This window comes from Polaromonas sp. P4_F6 (assembly GCF_056401275.1).
Window position 1 is genome coordinate 95,058 of record NZ_JBFUJQ010000006.1, and the last position, 21,565, is coordinate 116,622.

At 66.3% G+C, this 21,565-nt stretch carries 23 protein-coding genes; 16 read left to right on the plus strand and 7 right to left on the minus strand.

Annotated elements, in window-relative coordinates; all coding sequences use genetic code 11:
• The first annotated feature begins 482 nt into the window (after positions 1-482).
• Positions 483-1,004 carry a DinB family protein gene (locus tag AC1DUN_RS15620; RefSeq protein WP_477714751.1) on the plus strand — a complete coding sequence of 174 codons (522 nt, stop codon included), beginning with the start codon at positions 483-485 and terminating at the stop codon, positions 1,002-1,004.
• A 45-nt stretch (positions 1,005-1,049) separates the two neighbouring features.
• The gene (locus AC1DUN_RS15625; RefSeq protein WP_477714752.1) at positions 1,050-1,763 is read left to right on the plus strand and encodes a hypothetical protein; all 714 of its coding nucleotides are present in this window, start codon (positions 1,050-1,052) and stop codon (positions 1,761-1,763) included.
• A gap of 25 nt (positions 1,764-1,788) precedes the next feature.
• Here the strand turns inward: AC1DUN_RS15625 and AC1DUN_RS15630 are convergent, their stop codons facing one another.
• The gene (locus tag AC1DUN_RS15630; RefSeq protein ID WP_477714753.1) at positions 1,789-2,526 is read right to left on the minus strand and encodes an SDR family oxidoreductase; all 738 of its coding nucleotides are present in this window, start codon (positions 2,524-2,526) and stop codon (positions 1,789-1,791) included.
• 103 nt (positions 2,527-2,629) lie between these two features.
• Between AC1DUN_RS15630 and AC1DUN_RS15635 the strand changes: the two genes are divergently transcribed.
• The 6 genes from AC1DUN_RS15635 to AC1DUN_RS15660 all read left to right on the plus strand — a co-directional run bounded on the left by AC1DUN_RS15635 (position 2,630) and on the right by AC1DUN_RS15660 (position 7,887).
• The gene (locus AC1DUN_RS15635) at positions 2,630-3,532 is read left to right on the plus strand and encodes an AraC family transcriptional regulator (protein ID WP_477714754.1); all 903 of its coding nucleotides are present in this window, start codon (positions 2,630-2,632) and stop codon (positions 3,530-3,532) included.
• A gap of 64 nt (positions 3,533-3,596) precedes the next feature.
• Positions 3,597-4,817: a helix-turn-helix domain-containing protein gene (locus tag AC1DUN_RS15640; protein ID WP_477714755.1), complete on the plus strand. Its 1,221-nt coding sequence runs from the start codon at positions 3,597-3,599 to the stop codon at positions 4,815-4,817.
• Positions 4,818-4,861: 44 nt separating this feature from the next.
• A complete protein-coding gene (locus tag AC1DUN_RS15645; protein ID WP_477714756.1) occupies positions 4,862-5,530 on the plus strand; it encodes a Vgb family protein in 669 nt (222 codons plus the stop codon).
• Between the two features lie 150 nt (positions 5,531-5,680).
• Positions 5,681-6,292 (plus strand): glutathione transferase GstA, encoded by a 612-nt coding sequence (gstA, locus tag AC1DUN_RS15650; RefSeq protein ID WP_477714757.1) that lies wholly within the window; start codon positions 5,681-5,683, stop codon positions 6,290-6,292.
• Between the two features lie 47 nt (positions 6,293-6,339).
• Positions 6,340-7,128, plus strand: coding sequence for a DUF899 domain-containing protein (locus tag AC1DUN_RS15655; protein ID WP_477714758.1), 789 nt, complete (start codon positions 6,340-6,342; stop codon positions 7,126-7,128).
• 24 nt (positions 7,129-7,152) lie between these two features.
• A complete protein-coding gene (locus AC1DUN_RS15660; RefSeq protein WP_477714759.1) occupies positions 7,153-7,887 on the plus strand; it encodes a hypothetical protein in 735 nt (244 codons plus the stop codon).
• A gap of 33 nt (positions 7,888-7,920) precedes the next feature.
• Here the strand turns inward: AC1DUN_RS15660 and AC1DUN_RS15665 are convergent, their stop codons facing one another.
• Positions 7,921-8,778 carry a YhjD/YihY/BrkB family envelope integrity protein gene (locus AC1DUN_RS15665; RefSeq protein ID WP_477714760.1) on the minus strand — a complete coding sequence of 286 codons (858 nt, stop codon included), beginning with the start codon at positions 8,776-8,778 and terminating at the stop codon, positions 7,921-7,923.
• A gap of 297 nt (positions 8,779-9,075) precedes the next feature.
• Here AC1DUN_RS15665 and AC1DUN_RS15670 point away from each other — a divergent pair, with 297 nt between their 5' ends.
• Positions 9,076-9,552: a hypothetical protein gene (locus tag AC1DUN_RS15670; protein WP_477714761.1), complete on the plus strand. Its 477-nt coding sequence runs from the start codon at positions 9,076-9,078 to the stop codon at positions 9,550-9,552.
• Positions 9,549-10,196, plus strand: coding sequence for a class I SAM-dependent methyltransferase (locus AC1DUN_RS15675; RefSeq protein ID WP_477714762.1), 648 nt, complete (start codon positions 9,549-9,551; stop codon positions 10,194-10,196). The genes AC1DUN_RS15670 and AC1DUN_RS15675 overlap by 4 nt, the downstream gene beginning before the upstream one ends.
• 44 nt (positions 10,197-10,240) lie before the next feature.
• On the opposite strand, the gene AC1DUN_RS15680 is transcribed toward AC1DUN_RS15675, so the two are convergent.
• The 4 genes from AC1DUN_RS15680 to argH all read right to left on the minus strand — a co-directional run bounded on the left by AC1DUN_RS15680 (position 10,241) and on the right by argH (position 15,374).
• On the minus strand, positions 10,241-11,758 hold the full coding sequence (locus AC1DUN_RS15680) for a DegQ family serine endoprotease (protein WP_477714763.1): 1,518 nt from the start codon (positions 11,756-11,758) through the stop codon (positions 10,241-10,243).
• Between the two features lie 79 nt (positions 11,759-11,837).
• Positions 11,838-13,232 carry an ATP-binding protein gene (locus AC1DUN_RS15685; RefSeq protein ID WP_477714764.1) on the minus strand — a complete coding sequence of 465 codons (1,395 nt, stop codon included), beginning with the start codon at positions 13,230-13,232 and terminating at the stop codon, positions 11,838-11,840.
• A complete protein-coding gene (locus tag AC1DUN_RS15690; protein WP_074577708.1) occupies positions 13,229-13,888 on the minus strand; it encodes a response regulator in 660 nt (219 codons plus the stop codon). Before AC1DUN_RS15690 ends, AC1DUN_RS15685 begins: the two co-directional genes overlap by 4 nt.
• Positions 13,889-13,964: 76 nt before the next feature.
• Positions 13,965-15,374, minus strand: a complete 1,410-nt coding sequence (argH, locus tag AC1DUN_RS15695; protein WP_477714765.1) for an argininosuccinate lyase — start codon at positions 15,372-15,374, stop codon at positions 13,965-13,967.
• A gap of 224 nt (positions 15,375-15,598) precedes the next feature.
• On the opposite strand from argH, the gene AC1DUN_RS15700 reads away from it, so the two are divergent.
• The 6 genes from AC1DUN_RS15700 (at position 15,599) to AC1DUN_RS15725 (ending at position 20,800) form a co-directional block, all read left to right on the plus strand.
• A complete protein-coding gene (locus AC1DUN_RS15700; RefSeq protein ID WP_477714766.1) occupies positions 15,599-16,663 on the plus strand; it encodes a sensor histidine kinase in 1,065 nt (354 codons plus the stop codon).
• Positions 16,660-17,397 carry a LytR/AlgR family response regulator transcription factor gene (locus AC1DUN_RS15705; RefSeq protein WP_477714767.1) on the plus strand — a complete coding sequence of 246 codons (738 nt, stop codon included), beginning with the start codon at positions 16,660-16,662 and terminating at the stop codon, positions 17,395-17,397. The genes AC1DUN_RS15700 and AC1DUN_RS15705 overlap by 4 nt, the downstream gene beginning before the upstream one ends.
• Positions 17,398-17,465: 68 nt before the next feature.
• Positions 17,466-18,188, plus strand: a complete 723-nt coding sequence (locus AC1DUN_RS15710; protein ID WP_477714768.1) for an FkbM family methyltransferase — start codon at positions 17,466-17,468, stop codon at positions 18,186-18,188.
• A gap of 17 nt (positions 18,189-18,205) precedes the next feature.
• Entirely contained in the window at positions 18,206-19,369 is a 1,164-nt protein-coding gene (locus AC1DUN_RS15715) for an AI-2E family transporter (RefSeq protein ID WP_477714769.1), read from the plus strand.
• Between the two features lie 59 nt (positions 19,370-19,428).
• Positions 19,429-20,205 (plus strand): TerC family protein, encoded by a 777-nt coding sequence (locus AC1DUN_RS15720; RefSeq protein ID WP_477714770.1) that lies wholly within the window; start codon positions 19,429-19,431, stop codon positions 20,203-20,205.
• Positions 20,198-20,800, plus strand: coding sequence for a tRNA-uridine aminocarboxypropyltransferase (locus AC1DUN_RS15725; protein ID WP_477714771.1), 603 nt, complete (start codon positions 20,198-20,200; stop codon positions 20,798-20,800). The genes AC1DUN_RS15720 and AC1DUN_RS15725 overlap by 8 nt, the downstream gene beginning before the upstream one ends.
• A 1-nt stretch (position 20,801) precedes the next feature.
• Here the strand turns inward: AC1DUN_RS15725 and AC1DUN_RS15730 are convergent, their stop codons facing one another.
• Positions 20,802-21,419, minus strand: coding sequence for an ABC transporter ATP-binding protein (locus AC1DUN_RS15730; protein WP_477714772.1), 618 nt, complete (start codon positions 21,417-21,419; stop codon positions 20,802-20,804).
• Positions 21,420-21,565: the final 146 nt, after the last annotated feature.

Consider the following 21,565-nt stretch of genomic DNA (forward strand, 5'->3'; position numbering starts at 1 on the left):
CAGGGTGGATGTCGGGGTGGCTTTTCACCGGGCCTTGGTGTCCCTTCCTCTGGGGACGAGTCGCGATCCACAGATTTACCCAGATAAGAGATGATGATGCGAATCTTGTTGAGCGCGTGAAAGTCGCAGCGCGAGCACTCAATCTGATGACAGGCGCCTTGCCCCCCATCTGCGTTCAGTTGCGCAATCGGCGGACGATTTTTTATCCGCAGATTTCGCAGATTTACGCAGATAAGACAACCGAAGTAAAAACTAGCCTGCCCGGCATATGGAGATAAGGACGAAGATCAGTTTCAACCCCCTGAGCACAAAACGCCTTGTTTTCAATCTGCGTAAATCTGCGTAATCTGCGGATAGCTTTTTTGTCCCGAGGGGGCACAGATGAACGCCGATAGAGACATTGATGAGGCAAAGTCGTGTATCCAACCTCATTGGGTCACCAAAGTCCAGCTGACACTCTTCACATTTCTTGGGAGCACGCAGTGCCAAACACAAATCCCTCACCAGGCCTTTCATCCCTCAAGTCCCTGTTCGCCTACAAGGCCTGGGCCAACAAGGAGCTGTTCGCGGCGCTTGCGGGTGTGGATGCGGCGGCCTATCCCGCCCAGGCGCACAAGGCCATCCGCATCCTGAACCATGTCTATGTGGCGGACAGCATCTTCCAGGCGCACCTGGAGGGCCGCGCCCATGGCTATACCGCCACCAATACGAAAGAGACGCCTGCGCTGGAGGCCCTGGCGGCGGCGGTCCAGGCACTGGATGCCTGGTATCTGGCCTACGCCAGCGGCCTTTCGCCGGCGGCGCTGCAGGAAGAGGTCCGGTTTACCTTCACCGACGGGGACTCGGGCCGGATGCGCCGGGAGGAGATCCTGCTGCACATCATTACCCACGGCGGTTACCACAGAGGCGCGGCGGGTGAGGTCATCAGCGGCGCGTCGGTGGCGCCTCCGCGTGATTTGTACACCCGGTTTTTGCATGCGAGCGAGCCCGGGCGCCGACAATAAGCAGCACCCACGCATGATGGGCTGTACACACACAGGGAGTCAGTGATGAAAAAAGAGCCAACCCTTGCCGGCGCCGGTTTTTCCGTGCTGCGCGGCGCCTGCGTGGCATGCCTGCTGATGCCCGTGCTCTCATGGGCCGGCGGCGCGGAATTTGCGTTGCGCTGGAGCAGCGGCGGGCCGGTGTCCGCCGAGGAGGCCGTGGCGGTGATGGGCCTGGAGGGCGGCCGCAAGGTCACGGAGTATGAGGTGGAGTACTTCACGGTGTCGGCGCCGCCGGTGCTTACCGACCCGCCGGCAATCGGCCGCAGGCGCATCCGGTCCGACGGCAAGGTCGAGCTGACGCTGAAATACCGCAGCCCGCAGCCCTTCGGCAGCGGCTTTGATACGGAGGCTGCCTGCGCCCTGGGGAAAAACACCAGCGTCAAGCAGGAAACCGATATTTCGGTGCTGCAGACGCTGCAACCCGGCCGGGCCTATTCGATTTCCTGTGAGCGTGAAGCGAAGAAGACGCTTGATTTTCCCGAAACCATGCGCGCGAAGGCGATGGGCTGCAAGAACCGCATGAAACGGGTGGCCGTCGGCGGGTTCAAGGTGGAGGAGTGGCAACTCCCCCAGGGCCGGCTTCTGGAAGTGTCCATGCCGGGGAGTGACACACCGCAAGACCTCGCGCTCTTTATGGCCAAGGTCAAGCCCTTGCTGGACAAGGGTGTGGTGGTCGTGGACCGTAGCAAGACCCAGGCGGGAAGTGGTTGCAGCTAGGATTTACGCAGGTTAAAGAGCAGGACTACCGGGCAAGCGCGACCGCATCGGCACCCGCCGGGTAGTGCAGCGTCCCGTCCGCATCGTTCACGGCACGCCACACCGCCTGCGCCACGTCTGCCGCGGTGGTCACGGCCGTCATCGTTCCCAGTGAGGCAAAAATGCTTTGCGCGAATGGTGCATAGGCTTCGGGAATCAGGCCCTGCATGCGTTCGGCCCCGTTCGCGGTGAAGCGCGTGCCCGGCCCGTAACCCGGCTCGACCAGCTTCACGTTGACGTTGAAGGGCGCCAGCTCCAATGCGAGCGACTCGGTAAAACCGGTGATCGCCGTCTTGCTCGCGGTATAGGCGGCCACCAGCGGCATGGGCGCCAGCGTCACGGTGGATGTCACGTTGACCACCAGGCCGGCCCGGCGGGCGCGGAACTGCGGCAACACGGCCTGGGCCATGGCCATCATGCCGAAAGTGTTGGTTTCGAAGATCTCGCGCACCGTGGCCATGGGCGTCGCCTCGAAGGCGCCGAAGAGGCCCAGGCCGGCGTTGTTCACGAGGACGTCGATAGGGCCGGCGGCCTCGATCGCCGCGGCGATGCTCTCGGGCCGGGTCACGTCCAGCGGCAGCACGCGCAAGTGTTCCGAAGGCGGCAGCACCTCCGTTCGCGGCGTCCGCATGGTGGCAATGACCCTCCAGCCCTGGGCGTGGAAGTGGCGCGCGGTTTCCAGGCCGTAGCCGGAAGAACAACCGGTGATCAGAATGGTTTTCATGCTGTGTTTCCTTGGGTGTGGGTTTGAGGTGGCGTAACGATATCGCTCAGAGACAGGACTTACTACAATTCAGAGTCCGTAATTAATTGGCAAAAGTCCGGATATGGTTGACCCCCTCGCTGAAGTCATCGCGCTGCTCAGGCCGCGCGCCGTGTATTCCAAGGTGATCAGCGGCGCTGGTGCTTGGGCCGTGCGCTATGCGGAATTCGGCCAGCCGAGCTTCTGCACCATGCTGGAGGGCGAATGCGTCCTGGCCGTGGACGGGCAGCAGCCCATCACGCTGGTGGCCGGCGATTTTTTGCTGATGCCGGCCACTCCCGGGTTCACGATGTCCGCGGTGGCGCCGGCCGCTCCCGTGTGGATCGATCCCAAGGCAGGGCCTGCGCCCGAGGGTGAAATTCGCCATGGCAATCCTGAAGGCCCGCCCGACGTGCGCATGCTGGGCGGCTATTTCGCTTTTGATTCACCCGATGCGGCCCTGATGGTCTCGCTGCTGCCGGCCGTGTTGCATGTGCGCGGCATAGGGCGGCTGCCGCTGCTGGTGCAGCTTGTGAGGGAGGAGTCCACGGCGCAGCGGCCCGGCCGTGAGCTGGTGCTCGGGCGGCTCATCGAAGTGCTGCTCATCGAAGCGCTGCGTGGCGCGCCCACCGAAGGCGCTCCGCCGGGACTGCTGCGCGCCCTGGCCGACACCCGGTTGGCCGCCGCGATGCGGCACATGCACGGCGAGCCCGCGCGCGCATGGACAGTGGTGGAGCTCGCGAAGACGGCGGCGCTGTCGCGGTCGGCTTTCTTTGAGCGCTTCTCGCGCGCCGTGGGCCTGCCGCCCATGGAGTACCTGCTGGCCTGGCGCATGGCCATCGCGAAAGACCTGCTCAGCCGCGGGGACGTCGCGCTGGTCGAGGTGGCCGAGCGCGTGGGTTACAGCTCGGCCAGTACCTTCAGCACCGCGTTCAGCCGCCATGTGGGACAGGCGCCAGGTCGCTATGCGCGGCGGTCCCCGGCGTGATGGCGCCCGCTCCGGATCCTGCGGCGCGTCTATCAACATTCGCAGGACGGTGTAGCCTACGCCCATGGATTCCCTGATCACCGCCTCCTCGCGCGCGCTGGCCGCCGGTGACGCGCTGGGCGCGCTCAAGCGGGTGGCGCTGCGCGACGATCCGCCGGCGCTGGCCTTGCGCGGCATTGCTATGGCCCAGCTCGGTGAGCACCCGCGCGCGCGTGAACTGCTGCGGCGCGCGGCGCGCGGCTTCGGCGCGCATGAGGCCTTGTCGCGTGCCCGCTGTGTGGTGGCCGAGGCCGAGGTGGCGCTGGCCATGCGCGACTTCACGGGCTCGCCGCGCGCGCTGGCGGCGGCCTCCGCCACGCTGGACGCGCATGCCGACCATGCCAATGCGCTGCAGGCCTGGCTGGTCACGGCGCGCCGGTTTTTATTGCTGGGCCGGCTTGAGGAGGCCAGGGCCGCGCTGGCGCGGCTTGATGCGCGCGGCCTCAGGCCCTCGCTGAGGGCGGTGGCTGAAATGACCGCGGCCGAGCTGGCGCTGCGTTCGCTGCAGGTCGGCGAGGCGCGCCTGGCGCTGGCGCGTGCGCAGGCGGCGGCCGAACGCGCGCAGGTGCCTGCGCTGCAGGCCGAGGTGGCGGAGGCACGCGCCGCGCTGGACAGGCCCGCGGCCCGGCGGCTCACTTCGGGTGGCGAGCAGGCGCTGCGCCTGGATGAGGTGTCGGCGCTGCTGGCTTCGGATGCGCTGGTGGTCGATGCCTGCCGGCATGGGGTTGGTGCCGGCGGGCAGTGGCGGCCGCTGGCGCGCCGGCCTGTGCTGTTTGCGCTGGCCCGGGCACTGGCCGAAGCCTGGCCCGGCGATGTGGAGCGCGAGGCCTTGATTGCGAAGGTGTTTCGCACCAGGCACCCTGACGAGACACACAGGGCGCGCCTCAGGGTGGAGATAGGCCGGCTGCGCGCGCTGGTCAAGCCGCTCGCGGCGATTGAGGCGACCGGCCGGGGTTTTATCCTGAGGCCGCTGGGTGGGCGCGACGTGGCCGTGCTGGCGCCGCCGCTGGACGGCGACCAGGCCTCGCTGCTGGCGCTGCTGTCGGATGGCGCGGCCTGGTCCACCTCGGCCCTGGCGCTGGCCCTGGGCGCCAGCCAGCGCACGGTGCAGCGCGCGCTGGCCGAGTTGGAAGGCGAGCAGCGGGTGCGCTCCCTGGGCCGGGCGCGGGCCCAACGCTGGCTGGCGCCGCCGCTTGCGGGATTCACGACGATCTTGTTACTCCCCGCTGCGCTGCCGATTGGATAGAGTTGTCTCCATGGCGTCGATGGACGGCGCGACAAGGAAGCACGATGACAAGCAAGACCCTCAGCAAGACACCCGAACCCAAGGCGCGCCCCGCCGAGATCGTGCGCGAATACGGCTTCCCCGGCATCAACGACATCGCCGGCGTCACCCATGACGGCCAGCGCGTCTGGGCCGCCGCGGGCAGCCAGCTGATCGCTTTCGACCCGGCCAGCGGTGAGCAGACACGCACACTGGACTGCGCGGGCGATGCCGGCACCGCCTTTGACGGCAAATACCTGTACCAGATCGCCGAATCGCGCATCGCCAAGATAGACCCGGCCAGCGGCAAGGTGCTGGCCACCATCCCGGCGCCCGGCGGCGGTGGCGATTCGGGCCTGACCTGGGCTGAAGGCAGCCTGTGGGTGGGCCAGTACCGCGACCGCAAAATCCACCAGATCGACCCCAAGACGGGCGCCATCCAGCGCACGATTGAATCGAACCGCTTCGTCACCGGCGTGACCTGGGTGGACGGCGAGCTCTGGCACGGCACCTGGGAGGGCGACGAGAGCGAGATACGCCGCATAGACCCCCAGAGCGGCGCCGTGATCACGCGGCTCGAAATGCCGCAGGGCGTGGGCGTCAGCGGGCTGGAGTCCGACGGCGCCGGCCTGTTTTACGCGGGCGGCGGCAAGAGCGGCAAGGTCCGCGCCGTGCGGCGGCCCAAGGCTGCGTAAAGCCGCATAGAACGCAGCGCGCAAGGCAGCTAGAGCCCTTGCGCTGAGAGTTTCCCCGGCCTTAGGGCCACAACGAGCGCACCCGGAACCAGCACGGGTCGGGCAGCGCCTTGACTGACGCAAACCGCATCGCACACCCAGGAGATCACCATGAAGTTGTATTACAGCCCCTCAGCCTGCTCGCTGTCGCCGCACATCGTGGCCCATGAGCTGGGCCTGCCCATCGAACTTGTGAAGGTCGACGTGGTCGCCAAACGCACCGAGCACGGTGAAGACTACCTCGCCATCAACCCCAAGGGCCTGGTGCCCGCGCTGCGCCTGGATGACGGCAGCGTGCTCACGGAAGGCCCGGCCGTCGTGCAATACCTGGCCGACCTCAAGCCTGAGGCGCAGCTGGTGCCCGCCCACGGCAGCATGGCGCGCTATCGCCTGCAGGAGATGCTGGGCTACCTCAATTCCGAGCTGCACCAGGGCTATATGCCGCTGTTCAACCCGGCCTGCAGCGAGGAGGTGCGCGGCGCGCGCATGGCCCACCTGCATAAACACTACGGCCTGCTGGAAGCCGCGCTGGGCCGCGCGCCCTTCCTGTTGGGCGAGCGCTTCACCGTGGCCGATGCCTACCTGTTTGTGATGACCCGCTGGGCGGAGTTCGTCAAGCTGGACCTGTCGGCCTTCCCCAGGCTGCTGGCCTTCCAGGCGCGCATCGCCGACCGGCCCGCCGTGCAGGCAGCGATGCGCCGTGAACAGGCCGCCAGCGCCTGAGCAAAACCTTTCCGTCACCACCCCTACTCATCATCAAGGAGCACAGCATGAACAGCACCATGACCGAAACATCCACCACCCAGCACAGCGTCGTGCCCAGGGACCAATGGCTGGCCGAGCGCAAAACCCTGCTTGCGCAGGAGAAGGAACTCACACGCCTGCGCGACCAGGTTGCCCGCGAGCGCCGCGCCTTGCCCTGGGTCCAGATCGAGAAGAACTACGTCTTCGACACGCCCCAAGGAAAACGTTCGCTGGCCGAGCTGTTTGAAGGCCGGCGCCAGCTCATGGTGCAGCACTTTATGTTCGGCCCGGGCTGGGAGCAGGGCTGCCCGAGCTGCTCCTACATGGCCGACCACACGGCCGGCATGCAGGTGCACCTGGAGCACCGCGACGTGACGTTTGTGGCCGTCTCGCGCGCAACCCTGCCCGAGATTGAGCGCTTTCGCCGGCGCATGGGCTGGCAGTTCGCCTGGGTGTCGTCCAACGGCAGCGACTTCAACTACGACTTCCATGTGAGCTTCAGGCCGCAGGACCGCGTCGACGGCACCGTCAACTACAACTACGGCATGACGGAATTCCCGGCCGAGGAAGCGCCCGGCATCAGCCTGTTCTACAAGGACGGCGAGGGCCGGGTCTTTCACACCTATTCCACCTACGGCCGCGGTGTGGAAGTGATGATGGGCACCTACAACATGCTGGACCTCACGCCCAAGGGCCGCGATGAGCATGACGGCTTTTACAAGATGGACTGGGTGCGCCACCACGACCGCTACGAGTCCCAGGCTGTGTTCGCGCCCGCGCCCGAAGCCGCTTCGTGCTGCAGCACGAAAGCCTGACGCGGACAGGCCGGCGCAAGCATCATGGCAAGCCTTTGGCCGTGGCTGGTGGTGGCGGGGGTTGGCGCCCTGCATGGGCTCAACCCCGCCAACGGCTGGGCTTGCGCCGCCGCCTGGGGCCTGCGCTCGCGCGACCGTGCGCAGGCCTTGCGGGCGCTATGGCCTATTGCCGTGGGGCATGCCGCCTCGATTGCGCTGGTGGCCGGCGTTGTGCTGTGGGGCCTGGCCATGGACCGCTTTGTGTTGCAAGTCCTGGCCGGCAGCTTGTTGCTTGCCTGCCTTGTGCTTCACCTGTGGGGCCGCGCGCCCAGGGCGGCACGCGCGCCCGCGGGCCATGCCGGCCTGGCGCTGTGGTCTTTCATGATGGCCAGCGCGCAGGGCGCGGGCCTGATGCTGGTGCCTGCGCTGGTTCCGCTGTGCGCGGGACAGGCATCGTTGGCAGGGATGGACGGCTTGGGCCCGTTGGCTCTGGCGTTTGCGGCCTTGGTGCTTCACACCGCGGCCATGCTGGCCGTCACCGGCCTGGTGGCCAGCGGGGTTTGCCGGGGTGTGAAGGCCGCTGCCCCTTGGCTGGGCCGCCTCAGGGATTTAACCGAGCAGGCGAAACAGGCCGTAAAGCGACAGCAGGGCCGTCAACACCAGCATGCCGGTCTTGACGCCGCGGCCACCGACCAAAGTTCCGATCACGCTGCAGGCCAGGATGGCGCCGAGGATGTAAGTTGTTTTCATGCGGCAATGGTAAAGCCTTGTGCGCCGTAATTCGGCCCGAAAACAACGGCTGTGGCTGGAAACCTACGCGCGTGAAAGCCGCCGTGTGGCCTGCGAGCCGCCGCGCGGCAGGCTGGCGCTGAGCAGCGCGGCGGCCAGCGTGACCAACCACGAGTAATACACCCACAGCAGGAAAGCCAGCAGCGGCGCGAAGGCGCCGTAAATCGTGCGGTAGGTCGGCACATTGGCAAGGTAGATCGCAAAGCCCTGTTTGCCCAGCTCGAAGGCGACACCGGCCAGCAGGCCGCCCGCGATCGCATCGCGCCAGCGCACCACGGTGTGCGGCACAAAGCGGAACAAACAGGCAAAGCCCGCGGCGCTGAGCGCCATGGGCCCGATGTTCAGCGCATGCGGCAGCCAGCCGGGCCGCGCCACCGGCAGCCCGCTGGAGGCGGTCGCCAGATAGGACGCGGCCCACAGGCTGGCGCCTATGAGCACAGGCCCCGTGAGCAGCATGCCGAGGTACAGGCCCAGCCGGCGCAGCAGCGGGCGCGGTCTTTTGACCTGCCAGATCCGGTTCAGCGTGGTCTCCACGCTCATGAGCAGCGCCAGCGCCGACACCAGCAGCAATGCAAAGCCGAGCTGCGTCAGGCCGCCGGCATTGCCCGCGAACTGCGCGAGATACTTGAGCACCGTACGCGCGATGCCGTCCGGCAGCAGCCCGCGCAGCAAGTGCTCACGTATCGCATCCCCGGCCGCATGCAGGGCCGGTATGCGCGCGAACAAGGCAAAGCTCAGCGCCAGCAAAGGCACCATGGACATCACCATGGTGAAGGTCAGCCCGCCCGCCGCCTGGGGCAGCCGCTCCTCCCGGCCACGCCGCAGCAGCCGGCTGATCAGGCCGCCTTGATTTCTGCTGCTTGTGCTCGTTGTCGTTGCCATGCGGGGAATATAGCGGGGGTGGTGCGGTTTTACGCTGGGGGCTTGAGAAATGCGGGGATCTGGAGGAATGAACGCGGCGTTTGCGCGACAAAGTAGGGCTGGGCGCGCTGCGGCGTAGCGGTCAGGCCTTCATGCAAGGGAGCACAAACATCTTGTTTTCAATCTGCGTAAATCTGCGAAATCTGCGGATGATTCTTTTATCCACAGATTTCGCAGATTTACGCAGATAAAGGCACTCGCAGGTAAAGTCGTGAGCTGTAATCAGCTGTCCGATCTCTAGATCTGCAAGAAAATAACTTGGCATCAAAATCAGAAAAACTCCTTGCGACCTATGCACGCTTTGCGCAGGCCATTTCCACCATTCCGGATGAAAAGGCGTGGGAAATCGCGCTGGTCGCCACCGGGGTTCCAACCTTTGTTGCCGAGGCCCGTCCACAGGGTGCCAAGCCCACAAGTTCACAGATCGTCTCCGGCCTGGAGCAGGGATTGAGGGACATGCCCAACCTTATTAGCGAAGTGGATAGCCAGTGGCGTGGGGCGGTGTCAAAGGCGCTGCACGATGCGCTGGCGGCGGAGTACTCCGAATTTCTGCTGCTTGAAGCTGCGCGTCTCGAGAAGGTGATGGCGCGGGGGGAAATCAGGACCGAGGCCGAGTTCCATCTTGTGAGGTACAGGATAGATGTTCTGGAGGCAGAGCCGGAGTTGCCTCAGGCTTTGGGGCGGCTTTATGCTTTGGTCGAGGCGTTTAAAGCCCGTGGTCAGGCTGAAACATGAAACCCGGAACACTGAAGGCCATTGGCCACAACATCATCCCCCCAGGCACCCAAGGCTACGCCGAGCAAGCCGAGGCGCTGATTCCCCAGTACGAGTCCATTCCCTTTGTCAAACGCCACGAGGCCGAGCTGCATCTTTTGCCAAAGGCTCCGAGCCGCATCCTGGACATAGGGGCGGGGACCGGCGTCGATGCGGCCTGGTTCGCGGAGCAGGGTCATAGTGTCCTGGCCGTGGAGCCGACGGCGGAGTTTCGGACGGCGGCCATGCGGCTTCACCCTTCGCCTTTGATCGAATGGCTGGACGATGTCTTGCCCGGGCTGGACGGTGTGCTGTCGCGAGGGGAGCGCTTTGATGTCGTGATGCTGAGCGCGGTGTGGATGCACCTTGACGAAGCGGAGCGCCGTGCCGGCATGCCCAGGCTGGTGTCGCTGCTGGCGCCGGGCGGGCTTATGCTGCTGTCGCTCAGGCATGGGCCCATTCCCGCCGGGCGGCGCATGTTTGAGGTGTCGGGGGAGGAGACGATAGAGCTTGCGCACCAGCATGGGCTTAAGGCCGTGCTGAATACCCAGACCGGGTCATTGCTGCCGGGCAATGTTGCCGCCGATGTCACCTGGACCCGGCTCGGCTTCAGGCAGGAAGGCTAGCGGCCCCGGGCAACACGCCAGGGGCTGCGCGCTTCAGGTTTGACTTAACCCAGGTTCACCGGCACAAAAATCTTGCTGTCGCCGCGCTGTATCAGCAGGGCCACGGATTTTTCGGACTTGGCCACGGTGGCTCGTACCTGGTCTATGTTTTTCACGGGCACGCCGTTGATGGACAGCAGCACGTCGCCGGGCTGCACGCCGGCCAGGGCCGAGGGGCCGCTGGCTTGCTCGACGACCAGCCCGCCGTCGATGCCGGTTTCCTTCTTTTCATCGGGCTGCAGCGGGCGCAGGGCCAGGCCCAGCTTGCCGTGGTTGGTGTTGTCCTTCTTGGCCACGACATCGCCGGTTTTGTCGTTGGCGCTGCCGAGTTTGGCGCTGATCTCCTTGGCCGAGCCCTGGCGCCAGACGTCGAGCTTGAGGCTGTCGCCGGGCGCAGCCAGGCTGATGAGGGCGGGCAGGTCGCCGGAGGAGACGATGGGCTGGCCGTTGACGCTGCGGATCACGTCGCCGCTTTGCAGGCCGGCCTTGTCGGCGGGGCCGCCTTTTTCAACGCTGGAGACCAGCGCGCCCTCGGGCTTGTCGAGCTTGAAGGAGTCGGCGAAAGCCTGGTTGACCTCCTGCACCGCCACGCCCAGGCGCGCATGCTCGACCTTGCCGGTGGCCACAAGCTGGTTCTTGATCTTGGCCGCGACGTCGATGGGAATCGCGAAGGACAGGCCCTGGTAGCCGCCGCTGCGGGTGTAGATCTGCGAGTTGATGCCCACCACTTCGCCGCGCGTGTTGAACAGCGGCCCGCCCGAGTTGCCGGGGTTGACGGCCACGTCGGTCTGGATGAAGGGCACGGCGCTGTCGTCGGGCAGGGATCGGCCCTTGGCGCTCACGACGCCGGCGGTGACGGTGTTTTCAAAACCGAAGGGCGAGCCTATGGCCAGCACCCATTCGCCGACCTTGAGTTCGCTGACCTTGCCCAGGGTGACCACCGGCAGGTTTTTGGCTTCTATGCGCAGCACGGCGACATCGGTCTTGGGGTCGGCGCCCAGCACCTTGGCGCGGTATTCACGGCGGTCGGTGAGCTTGACGGTGACTTCTTTCGCATCGCGCACGACATGGGCGTTGGTCAGGATGATGCCGTCGGCGCTGACGATAAAACCCGAGCCCTGGCCGCGTGTGGGCATTTCCTGTTGCGGCGCGTTGCCGCGGGCGCCGGGGCGGCCCTGGCCCTGCTGGAAGCGCTTGAAGAACTCGAAGAAGGGGTCACCGGAGAAAGGCGAATCCTCATCATCGTCGCCCTGGGCGACTTCATTGCGGACCTTGGTGGTGCCGGTCACGCTGATGTTGACCACGGCCGGGCCGTAGCGTTCGGTGATCTGCGAGAAGTCGGGCAGGGCCATGGGGACGGAGGCCGCGCCGCCGGCCGCGGCGGGCGCCGTGATGGCGGGCGGCGTGGCGGCCGTTGCGGCGGAATGCAGGATGTTGATCGCGCCGACGCCGGCGCCGCCAATGGCGCCCGCGGCCAGCAATGCGGCGACAAGCCGGGTGTTCTTCAATGCAGTGGATGACATGGCGTGCTTCCTTGGGTTGGGTTACGGCACTCCGCGGTGCCGATGGACCTAACTATGGGGACACTGCCTTAGACGGGGCTTAAGCGGAGCCAGTATCCGGCGCAACCGGAAAACGCACCTCAACCCTGAGCCCGCCCAGGCGTTCGGAGCGGCCCAGCTCCAGCGTGGCCCCATGGTGCCCGGCAATCGCCTTGACGATGGCCAGGCCCAGGCCGCTGCCGGTGGGCGGGGCCGCATCGGCGCCGTTCCCCTCCTGGGCCGCGCGGAAGAAGCGGTCGAACACGCGTTCGCGGTCCTGCTCGTCTATGCCGGGGCCGCTGTCTTCCACCGCGAGCACGGTCTCGCCGTCCTGCGGGGCCAGCGACACGTCGACCCGGCCGCCGGCCGGTGTGTACTTGACGGCGTTGTCCAGCAGGTTGCGTAGCAGCACGCGCAGGGCCTCGGCCTGGCCCGTGACCTGCGGCGGCTGCGGCAAGGGGTTGCCCGCGACCATGCCCAGGTCTATCTGCTTGTGCAGGGCGTGCGGCAGCACGTCGGCCACGGCAAGCTTGATGACCTCCTGCAGGTCCACCGGCACGGCGGCCGCGGCCTGGCCCGCGCCGGCTGTCCCGGCGGTTTCGCCGGCCTCTTCACGGGCCAGCACCAGCAACTGCTCGACCAGGCGTATCGCCCGGTCTATGCCCTGGTTGAGCCGGGCGATGCCGGCCTCGTGTTCGGCGGGCGTGCCGCCATTGCGGCGCAAGGCCTGGGCCTGCAGCTTGAGCGCGGTCAGCGGCGAGCGCAGCTCGTGCGCCGCGTCCGCCACAAAATGTTTTTGCGCCTCGAAGGCGCCGCGCACGCGGCCGAACAGCAGGTTGAGTTCGTCCACCAGGGGCCGCACCTCGTCGGGCAGGCCTTCGGCGGCCAGCGGCGACAAATCGTCGGCGCGCCGGCCGGCCACCTGGCGCCGGGCGCGTTCAATGGGCGCCAGCGATCGGCTGATGACCCACCAGACGGCCAGCATCAGCAGCGGCGTCAGGAACACAAAGGGCAGCACGGCGCGCACCGCCAGCGCGCGCGCGCGGGCCGAGCGCGCGTCCAGGTCCTGGGCGATCTGCACCGTCTGCAGCGCGGTCTGCAGGGTGTAGACGCGGTAGCGGTTGCCGTGGGCCTCCACGTCGGAAAAGCCCAGCACCGCGCGCGGCGGCAGCGCCGAGCGCGTGGAGCGAAAGATCTGCGTGCCGTCCTGGCCCCAGATCTGCACATAGACCTCGAAGCGGTCGTCGGCGTCGGTCTCGTCCAGCGGCAGGTTGAAGGGCACGCCGCTGCGCAGCGAACGCGCCATCTGCCGCAGGTGCTCGTCGAACATCGAGTCGGCCTGCTGCAGCGCGCCGCGGTAGGCGGTGGCTGCCTGCAACAAGGCGGCGAGGAAGATCGCGGCGAGCACAAACCAGAGCAGCCTGCGTCTTAATGAGTGCGGCGCCGGATTCTTCATTGCTTGGGCACCAGGTAGCCCAGGCCGCGCACCGTCTGGATGATGTCGTTGCCGAGTTTTTTGCGCACGCCGTGGATATAGACCTCGACGGCATTGCTGCTGACGTCGTCCTTCCAGCTGAAGAGTTTTTCCTCGAGCTGGGCGCGCGAGAGCACCACGCCGGGGCGGGCCAGCAGGGGTTCGAGCACCGCCCACTCGCGCGCCGACAACGTCACGGGCTGGCCGTTGAGGCTGGCTTCGCGCGTGGCCGGGTTCAAGCTCACGCCCTTGTGCTCAAAAGCCGGCTCGGCGCGGCCGGCGCTGCGGCGCAGCAGCGCGCGTATGCGCGCCAGCATCTCGTCGGTGTCATAGGGTTTGACGACGTAGTCGTCGGCACCGGCGTCCAGCCCGGCGATGCGGTCGCCGACCGCGTCGCGCGCGGTGGCCACCAGCACCGGCGTGGTGTCGCGGCGCGCGCGCAGGGCGCGCAGCACCTCCAGGCCGTCGCGCTGGGGCAGGCCCAGGTCCAGCAGTACCAGGTCGTAATGTTCGCTGCGCAGGACCTCATCGGCCATGCGGCCGTCGCGCACCCAGTCGACCGCGTAGTGCTCGGCGCGCAGCACCTGCAAAACGGTTTCGCCGATCATGGCGTCGTCTTCGACGAGCAATAAACGCATTGTTGTGTCCTTCGCAGCGTTTCAGTCTACAAAGGGCAGCTTAGCCGGAACTTAGGCTGGCCGGCTGGCGTTCAGCTTAGCCCAGCCGCGCACGGTGGCGCGCGATCTGCGCCTTGACCTGGGCCGGCGCCGTGCCGCCCAGGATGTTGCGGGCGTTGAGCGAGCCGCGCAGACTCAGGCAGTCGTAGACGTCTTTTTCGATTTTTGGGTTGAATTCCTGCAGCACGGCCAGCGGCAGCTCGGACAGGTCCACCGCATGGGTGGTGGCGGCCTTCACGGCATGGGCCACGGTTTCGTGGGCGTCGCGGAAGGGGATGCCTTTTTTCACCAGGTAGTCGGCCAGGTCGGTGGCGGTGGCATAGCCGCGCAGCGCGGCCTGTTCCATGGCTTCGGGCTTGACGGTGATGCCGGCCACCATCTCGGCGAAGATGCGCAGCGTGTCTTTGAGCGTGTCGACGGTGTCGAACAGCGGCTCCTTGTCTTCCTGGTTGTCCTTGTTGTAGGCCAGGGGCTGGCCCTTCATCAGGGTGATCAGGCCCATCAGGTGGCCGACCACGCGGCCGGTCTTGCCGCGCGCGAGTTCGGGCACGTCGGGGTTTTTCTTCTGCGGCATGATGGACGAGCCGGTGGTGAAGCGGTCGGGGATGTGGATGAAGCCGAAGTTCTGGCTCATCCACAGGATCAGCTCCTCGCTCATGCGGCTGATGTGCACCATGGACAGCGAGGCGGCGGCCGTGAACTCGATCGCGAAGTCGCGGTCGCTGACCGCGTCCAGGCTGTTCTGGCAGACCTGGGGCTTGCCGTCCTCGTCGACCATGCCCAGGGTTTTGGCGGCACGTTCGCGGTCCAGCGGGTAGCTGGTGCCGGCCAGCGCGGCGGCGCCCAGGGGCAGGCGGTTCACGCGTTTCCTGATCTCGCGCATGCGCTCGGCGTCGCGGCTGAACATTTCGACGTAGGCCAGCATGTGGTGGCCGAAGCTCACGGGCTGGGCCACCTGCAGGTGGGTGAAGCCGGGCAGTATGACCTCGGCGTTTTTCTCGGCGATGTCGACCAGGGCTTTTTGCAGGTCGGTGAGCAGCCCGCCTATCAGGTCGATCTCGCCGCGCAGCCACAGGCGCACGTCGGTGGCGACCTGGTCGTTGCGGCTGCGGCCGGTGTGCAGGCGCTTGCCGGCGTCGCCGACCAGCTGGGTCAGGCGCGCCTCGATGTTGAAGTGCACGTCCTCCAGGTCCAGCTTCCACTCAAAAGCGCCGGACTCGATTTCCGAGGTGATCTGCGCCATGCCCTTCTGGATGTCGGCATAGTCGGCCGCGGGGATGATTTTTTGCGCGGCCAGCATCTCGGCGTGGGCCAGCGAGCCGGCGATGTCGGCCTGCCACAGGCGCTTGTCGAAGAACACGCTGGACGTGTAGCGCTTGACCAGGTCGCTCATGGGCTCGGAAAAGAGGGCAGACCAGGCTTGGGACTTTTTGTCGAATTGGTTCACGTCAGGCTTTCTTTGGGTGGCGGTCAGGGTGCCGGCCGTGCCGGGCCGTGGATTCAGGGCGCCGGATGCGCTATTCTGGGCAGCCACGGGCCGGCGACGGCCTTTAATTGTCTTCCAGGCCGCCGCCGCGGGGGCGCGACCGGTGCAATACTCGGCATCACGGTGATTTTATCCACCCGCCAAACCCGGCCCCGCCGCTTCGTTTTCACCCATGTAAGCACGCCATGAAGCCTTCGCCTGATCCGCACAACTTCGGGGAATCCACCTTGCTGGGCAGCGTGGTCTCCGGCTATGAGGAGCCCGCGCGCCGCGGCAGCGCGCGCAGCAGCATGTTTGACGCCTGCCAGGTCGGGGTGGTACTGCGGGCCGTGCTGTTCGTCGAGGCGGTGGCGGCCGTGGCCGCCATGTTCGTCGCCGACCATTTCACGGGGTGGCTGCTGCGCTTTGCCTTGCTGACCGGCGGCATCCTGCCGGCCACGCTGGCCTGGCTGATTGCCGCCTGTGCCCTCAAGGACCGCCTGGGCAGGCTGCGGCTGCCGCTTCAGTGGCTGGCCGGCACGGTTTTGGGCGCCGCCGCAGGCCTTTATGGCTGCGGCGCGCTGGCCCTGATGGGGGTCCTGAACCCGGCGCCCTGGTGGGCCAGCGCGGCGGCGGGCGCCTTGCTGTCGGCCATGCTGCTGGCGGGCCTGTACTGGCGCGCCAAGGCGCGCACACCGGCGGCCACGGCGGCGCGCCTGGCCGAGCTGCAGTCGCGCATACGCCCGCATTTTTTGTTCAACACCCTCAACAGCGCCATCGCGCTGGTGCGCGCCGAGCCGGCCAAGGCCGAGGCCGTGCTGGAAGACCTGAGCGAGCTGTTCCGCCACGCGCTGGCCGACCCCGCGGAATCGGTCACCCTGGGCCAGGAAATCGCGCTGGCCCAGCGCTACCTGGCCATAGAGCAGGTGCGCTTCGGCGAGCGCCTGCAGGTGCAGTGGAGCCTGGACGCCGAGGCCGACCAGGCCAAGCTGCCGCCGCTGCTGCTGCAGCCGCTGGTGGAGAATGCCGTCAAGCACGGCGTGGAGCCCAGCGCTACCGGCGCGCAGCTCAGGATTTCCACGCTCAAGCGCGGCGGCACGGTGGTGATCAAGGTCACCAACTCGACGCCGGCGGGCGCCGGCGAGCGCGGCCACGGCCTGGCGCTGGCCAATGTGCGGGAGCGGCTGGCCTTGCTGCATGATGTCGAGGCGAAATTCAAGACTGTGTTCAAGGACGGCATATTTCAGGTACGCATGGAGATTCCCGCATGAAACTCAAGGTGCTGGTGGTGGACGACGAAGCGCTGGCCCGGTCGCGCCTGCGCACCCTGCTGGGCGACTGCACGGCGCCGGCCGCGGTGGTGGGCGCGGAAGCGGCCGATGCCGCGGAGGCCATGGGAGCCCTGCAGCGCGAAGCCTTTGACGCCGTGCTGCTGGACATCCGCATGCCGGGCGCCGACGGCATCGCGCTGGCCCAGATGATCGCCACGCTGGCGCGCAGGCCCGCCGTGGTGTTTGTCACGGCCCATGCCGAGCACGCGGTGCAGGCCTTCGAGCTCGAAGCCATCGACTACCTGACCAAACCGGTGCGCCTGGAACGCCTGCAGCAGGCGCTGCAGAAGGTGGAGCGCCTGGCGCAGGCCGCGCGCCCCGGCCAGCCGGCCGCCGAGGAAATGCTCATCATCCAGGACCGGGGCCGTACCGAGCGGGTGCCGCTGGCCGAGGTGATTTATTTCAAGGCCGAACTCAAGTACATCACCGTGCGCACGGCCAGCCGCAGCTACATCCTGGACGGCTCGCTGAGCGAGCTGGAGGAGCGCCACGCGGCGCGCTTCATGCGCATACACCGCAACGCGCTGATCGCGCGGCATGCGGTGCGCGCGCTCGAAAAACATTTCGACCCCGAGGAGGGCGAAGGCTGGGCGGTGCGGCTCAACGGCATCGACGAGCTGCTGGCCGTCTCGCGCCGCCAGCTCAGCGCGGTGCGCGAGGCCATCACGGCCTGACGCGCGCGGCGCCTGTCCCACTGCATTCCCCGGTTCTATTTTTTCCGTTTCCTGTTTTCCCTCTCCACATGCCCCCATACGCCGATTTCACCCAGCGCCACATCCACCGCTTCAGCAACCAGCCCGCCGTCGAGCAGCAGCTGGTGCGCGACTTTTTTGCCGGCAAACCTGGTTTTTACGTGGATGTGGGCGCCAACGACCCGGTGCTGGACTCCCAGTCCCAGCACCTGGAGGCGCTGGGCTGGACCGGCCTGCTGGTCGAGCCCGATCCGGATTGCTGCGCGTTGCTGCGCCAAAGCCGCAAGGGCACGGTGATCGAGATGGCCTGCTCCAGCCCCGAGAACGCCGGCAAGCTGCTGCAGCTGAACCGCGCGGGCCCGCATTCGACGCTGGAAGACCGGCCCATCGCGCTGGGCGCGGTGGTGCGTTCCACCGTGGCGGTGCGCTGCGAAACCCTGGACACCATGCTGCGCGAGCACGGCGCGCCCGTGGGCTTTGATTTGCTGTCCATCGACATCGAGGGGCATGAGCTGGTCGCCCTGTCGGGCTTTGACTTCACGCACTGGCAGCCCCGGCTGGTGCTGATCGAGGACCACGTCACCCACCACCACAAACATGCGCTGATGCAGCGCAACGGCTACCAGCTGCTGCTGCGAACCGGCCTTAACAGCTGGTACGTTCCGGCGAAAGCGTCCTACACGTTTTCCTGGGCCGCCCGGTTTGAATATCTGCGTAAGTACTACCTGGGGCTTCCATCGCGGAAGTTTCGCTATTCGCGCCAGGCGACTTGAACGGACACGGGGGACACATGACACAGGAAGAAGCCGACTCGACGAGGCCGGCCGACGCGGCCCTGGCCGCCGAAACACAGCGTGTGCTTCTTCACATGCCGGTCGATATCCGCAACATGTCGCTGGTGGTGCTGGCCGGCCTGGCTTTCCTGTTCGTGCTGCACTGGGCCAAGGCCGTTTTTATCCCGGTGATGCTGGGCGTGCTGTTCAGCTATGCGTTTTCGCCGGTGGTCAACTGGTTTGAAGTCAGGCGGGTGCCGCGCTGGCTGAGCGCGGCCGTGCTGCTGCTGGCGATTCTGGGCGGCCTGGGCGGCACCGCCTGGTCGCTCGGTGACGAGGCGACGCAGCTGGTGGAGGCGCTGCCGGCGGCGGCGCAGAAGTTCCGCCAGGCCGTGAAGGCGCGCAGCGGCCGCTCCGACAGCGCGCTGGAAACCGTGCAGAAAGCCGCATCGCAGATAGAGCAGGCCGCGCAGGAGAGCTCGGCACCCGGCACCACGCGCGGCGCCATGCGTGTGGTGGTCGAGCCCGCGCGCTTCGACATCAGGCACTACCTGTGGTCGGGCACCGTCGGCCTGATCGCGCTGATAGGCCAGGCTACGGTGGTGGTCTTCCTCACCTACTTCCTGATGATCTCGGGCGACACCTTCAGGCGCAAGCTGCTCAAGCTGGCGGGCGACAGCCTGAGCAGCAAGAAGATCACGCTGCAGGCGCTCAATGAAATCACCGGCCAGATCCAGCGCTACCTGCAGGTGCAGCTGCTGACCAGCGCGCTGGTGGGCCTCTTGACCTGGCTCGCGCTGTTGGCCCTGGGCCTGGACAACGCCGCGGTCTGGGGTGTTGCGGCGGCCGTGCTGAACCTGGTGCCCTACGTCGGCTCGCTGGTCACGGCGGCCGGCTCGGCGCTGGTCGGTTTTTTGCAGTTCGGCTCGCTCAACATGGCGCTGGCCGTGGGCGGTGCCTCGCTGCTGATCCACACCCTGGTCGGCAATTTGCTCACGCCCTGGCTCACCAGCCGCACCAGCCGCATGAACCCGGTGGCGGTCTTTATCGGGCTGCTGGCCTGGGGCTGGCTGTGGGGGGTGTGGGGCCTGCTGCTGGGCATTCCCATCCTGATGATTGTCAAGGCGATTTGCGACCGGGTGGAGGACTTGAAACCCATCGGTGAATTTCTAGGTTCTTGACCGAATAAACTGCACGCGGGGATAGTCCCGTTGATGGCCAGGCGCCAGGAAAGATGCACATGATGGAACTGCTCACCGACCCGCAAGCCTGGATTGCCTTTGCCACCCTGACCGCGCTGGAGCTGGTGCTGGGCATAGACAACATCATCTTTATCTCCATCCTGGTCGACAAGCTGCCCAAGGCCAAACAGGAGCTGGCACGGCGGATAGGCCTGTTCATGGCCATGTTCATGCGCATAGGCCTGCTGCTGGTGCTGTCCTGGATCATCGGGCTGGTCGAGCCGCTGTTTACCGTGTTCAAGCAGGAAATCTCGGGCCGCGACCTGATCCTGATCGCGGGGGGCCTGTTCCTGATCTGGAAGAGCACTGGTGAAATTCACCAGTCCATGGAAGGCGAAGAGGGCCATGCCTCTAGCGCCGTCAAGGCGACCTTTGCCGCCGTGATCGTGCAGATCATGATCGTCGACATGATTTTTTCGCTGGACTCCATCATCACCGCGGTCGGCATGGTCGACAGCATCACGGTCATGATCGCCGCGGTCATCGCCTCGGTCGGCCTCATGATGCTGTTTGCGCCGGCCATAGGCCGCTTTGTCTCCACCCATCCGACCATCAAGATGCTGGCCCTGTCCTTCCTGGTGGTGGTGGGCGTGGTGCTGATCGCCGAAGGCCTGGACCACCATGTGCCCAAGGGTTATGTCTACTTCGCCATGGCCTTCTCGGTGGCGGTGGAAATGCTCAACATCCGCATGCGGCGCAAGACCGCCCAGCCCGTGCACCTGAGGAACGCCTATTCGGCGGAGGGCGATAAGGCGGCGGACAGCCCCCGTGACTGAGCCGGCGGGTCGCGCGGCCTGCGGCGTCTGCCTGCGGCCGCAAAGCGCCTGCACCTGCCGGTGGATCACGCCGGTGGCGCATGAAGCCGAGGTGCTGGTCCTGCAGCACCCCATGGAAGCGGACCATGCCAAAAACACTGGACGCCTGCTGCACCTGAGTTTGCCCCGCAGCCGCATGCTGATGGGGGAAACGTTTGAAGAAGCCGTCTTGCACGCGGCGATGGCCGAAACGCCTGCCTATACAGTGCTGCTGTACCCGCCCACGCCGCAGGACAATGAAGCGCCTGCCCTGGACACCGAACAGCTTAAGGACCCGTCGCGTGTGCGCCTGGTGGTGCTGGACGCGACCTGGCGCAAGAGCCGCAAGATGCTGCACCTCAACCCGCTGTTGCGGCGGCTGCCGCGCCTGTCGCTGGAGAATGTGCCCGCGTCGGCTTACCTGATCCGCAAGGCCCACAAGCCGGGACAGCTGTCGACGCTGGAGGCGGCTTGCGCGGCACTCGCGCAGCTTGAAGGGGATGCTGGTCGCTACCGGCCATTGCTCCAGGCCTTTGACGGCTTTGTGGCGCAGCAACAGGCCTTTGTTCCGAAGTAGTTCAGTTGCCGAGGTCGATCACGCCGGCCAACGTCACCCCGCTTGGGGCTGAATAGTCTGCAATCACCGCCGCGCGGCCGGCTTGCGTCGAAATAGCCTGAAGCTGCTCTTTGACAAAGGCAATCGAGGGCGCATCCAGCGCTGCGAAAGGTTCGTCAAGCAGCAACAGCGCTGCACCCGAAGCAAACGCCGCGGCCAGCCAGACCTTGCGCTTGGACCCCGTGGACAGCATGAAGAGCTGCTTGTTGATATGCGGCTCCAACCCCAAGCCTTCGACCAAGGGGGCCAGCAACAACTCATCAAAGCCGGGATAACGGTCGCCCAGGGATGCAAAAAATTGCGGCGGCGTGAGCTGGTCGAAGTCGGTGTTGCGCGGCTCCATCCAGAACAGCTGCCGACGATAAGCCTCGGGCTCGTCTTTCAGCGACACGCCATTCAACTGCAGCCGCCCCGCATCCAAAGCCAAAGCGCCCGCCATCAGGCGAAGCAGGGTGCTTTTGCCGCGCCCGTCGCCGCCTTGCACCAGCGTGACGCCGGGTGGGATGGCCGCGGACAGCCTGGCGAAGAGTTCCACCTTGGGGTTGGGATAGCGAAAGCTGAGGTTTTTAATGATGAGCACGGCGGGGTGTTTGGTGGAAGTTACCTGAGGAGGTGGATGCAGGCGCTAATGTTAATTCGCGGCTGGCCGTCATCAATTCGCAGCCGGGCGCTGTTGTCGACCCCGATGCACCCATGCCGCGCTGGGGCTGGGGCGAGGTCAAGGGC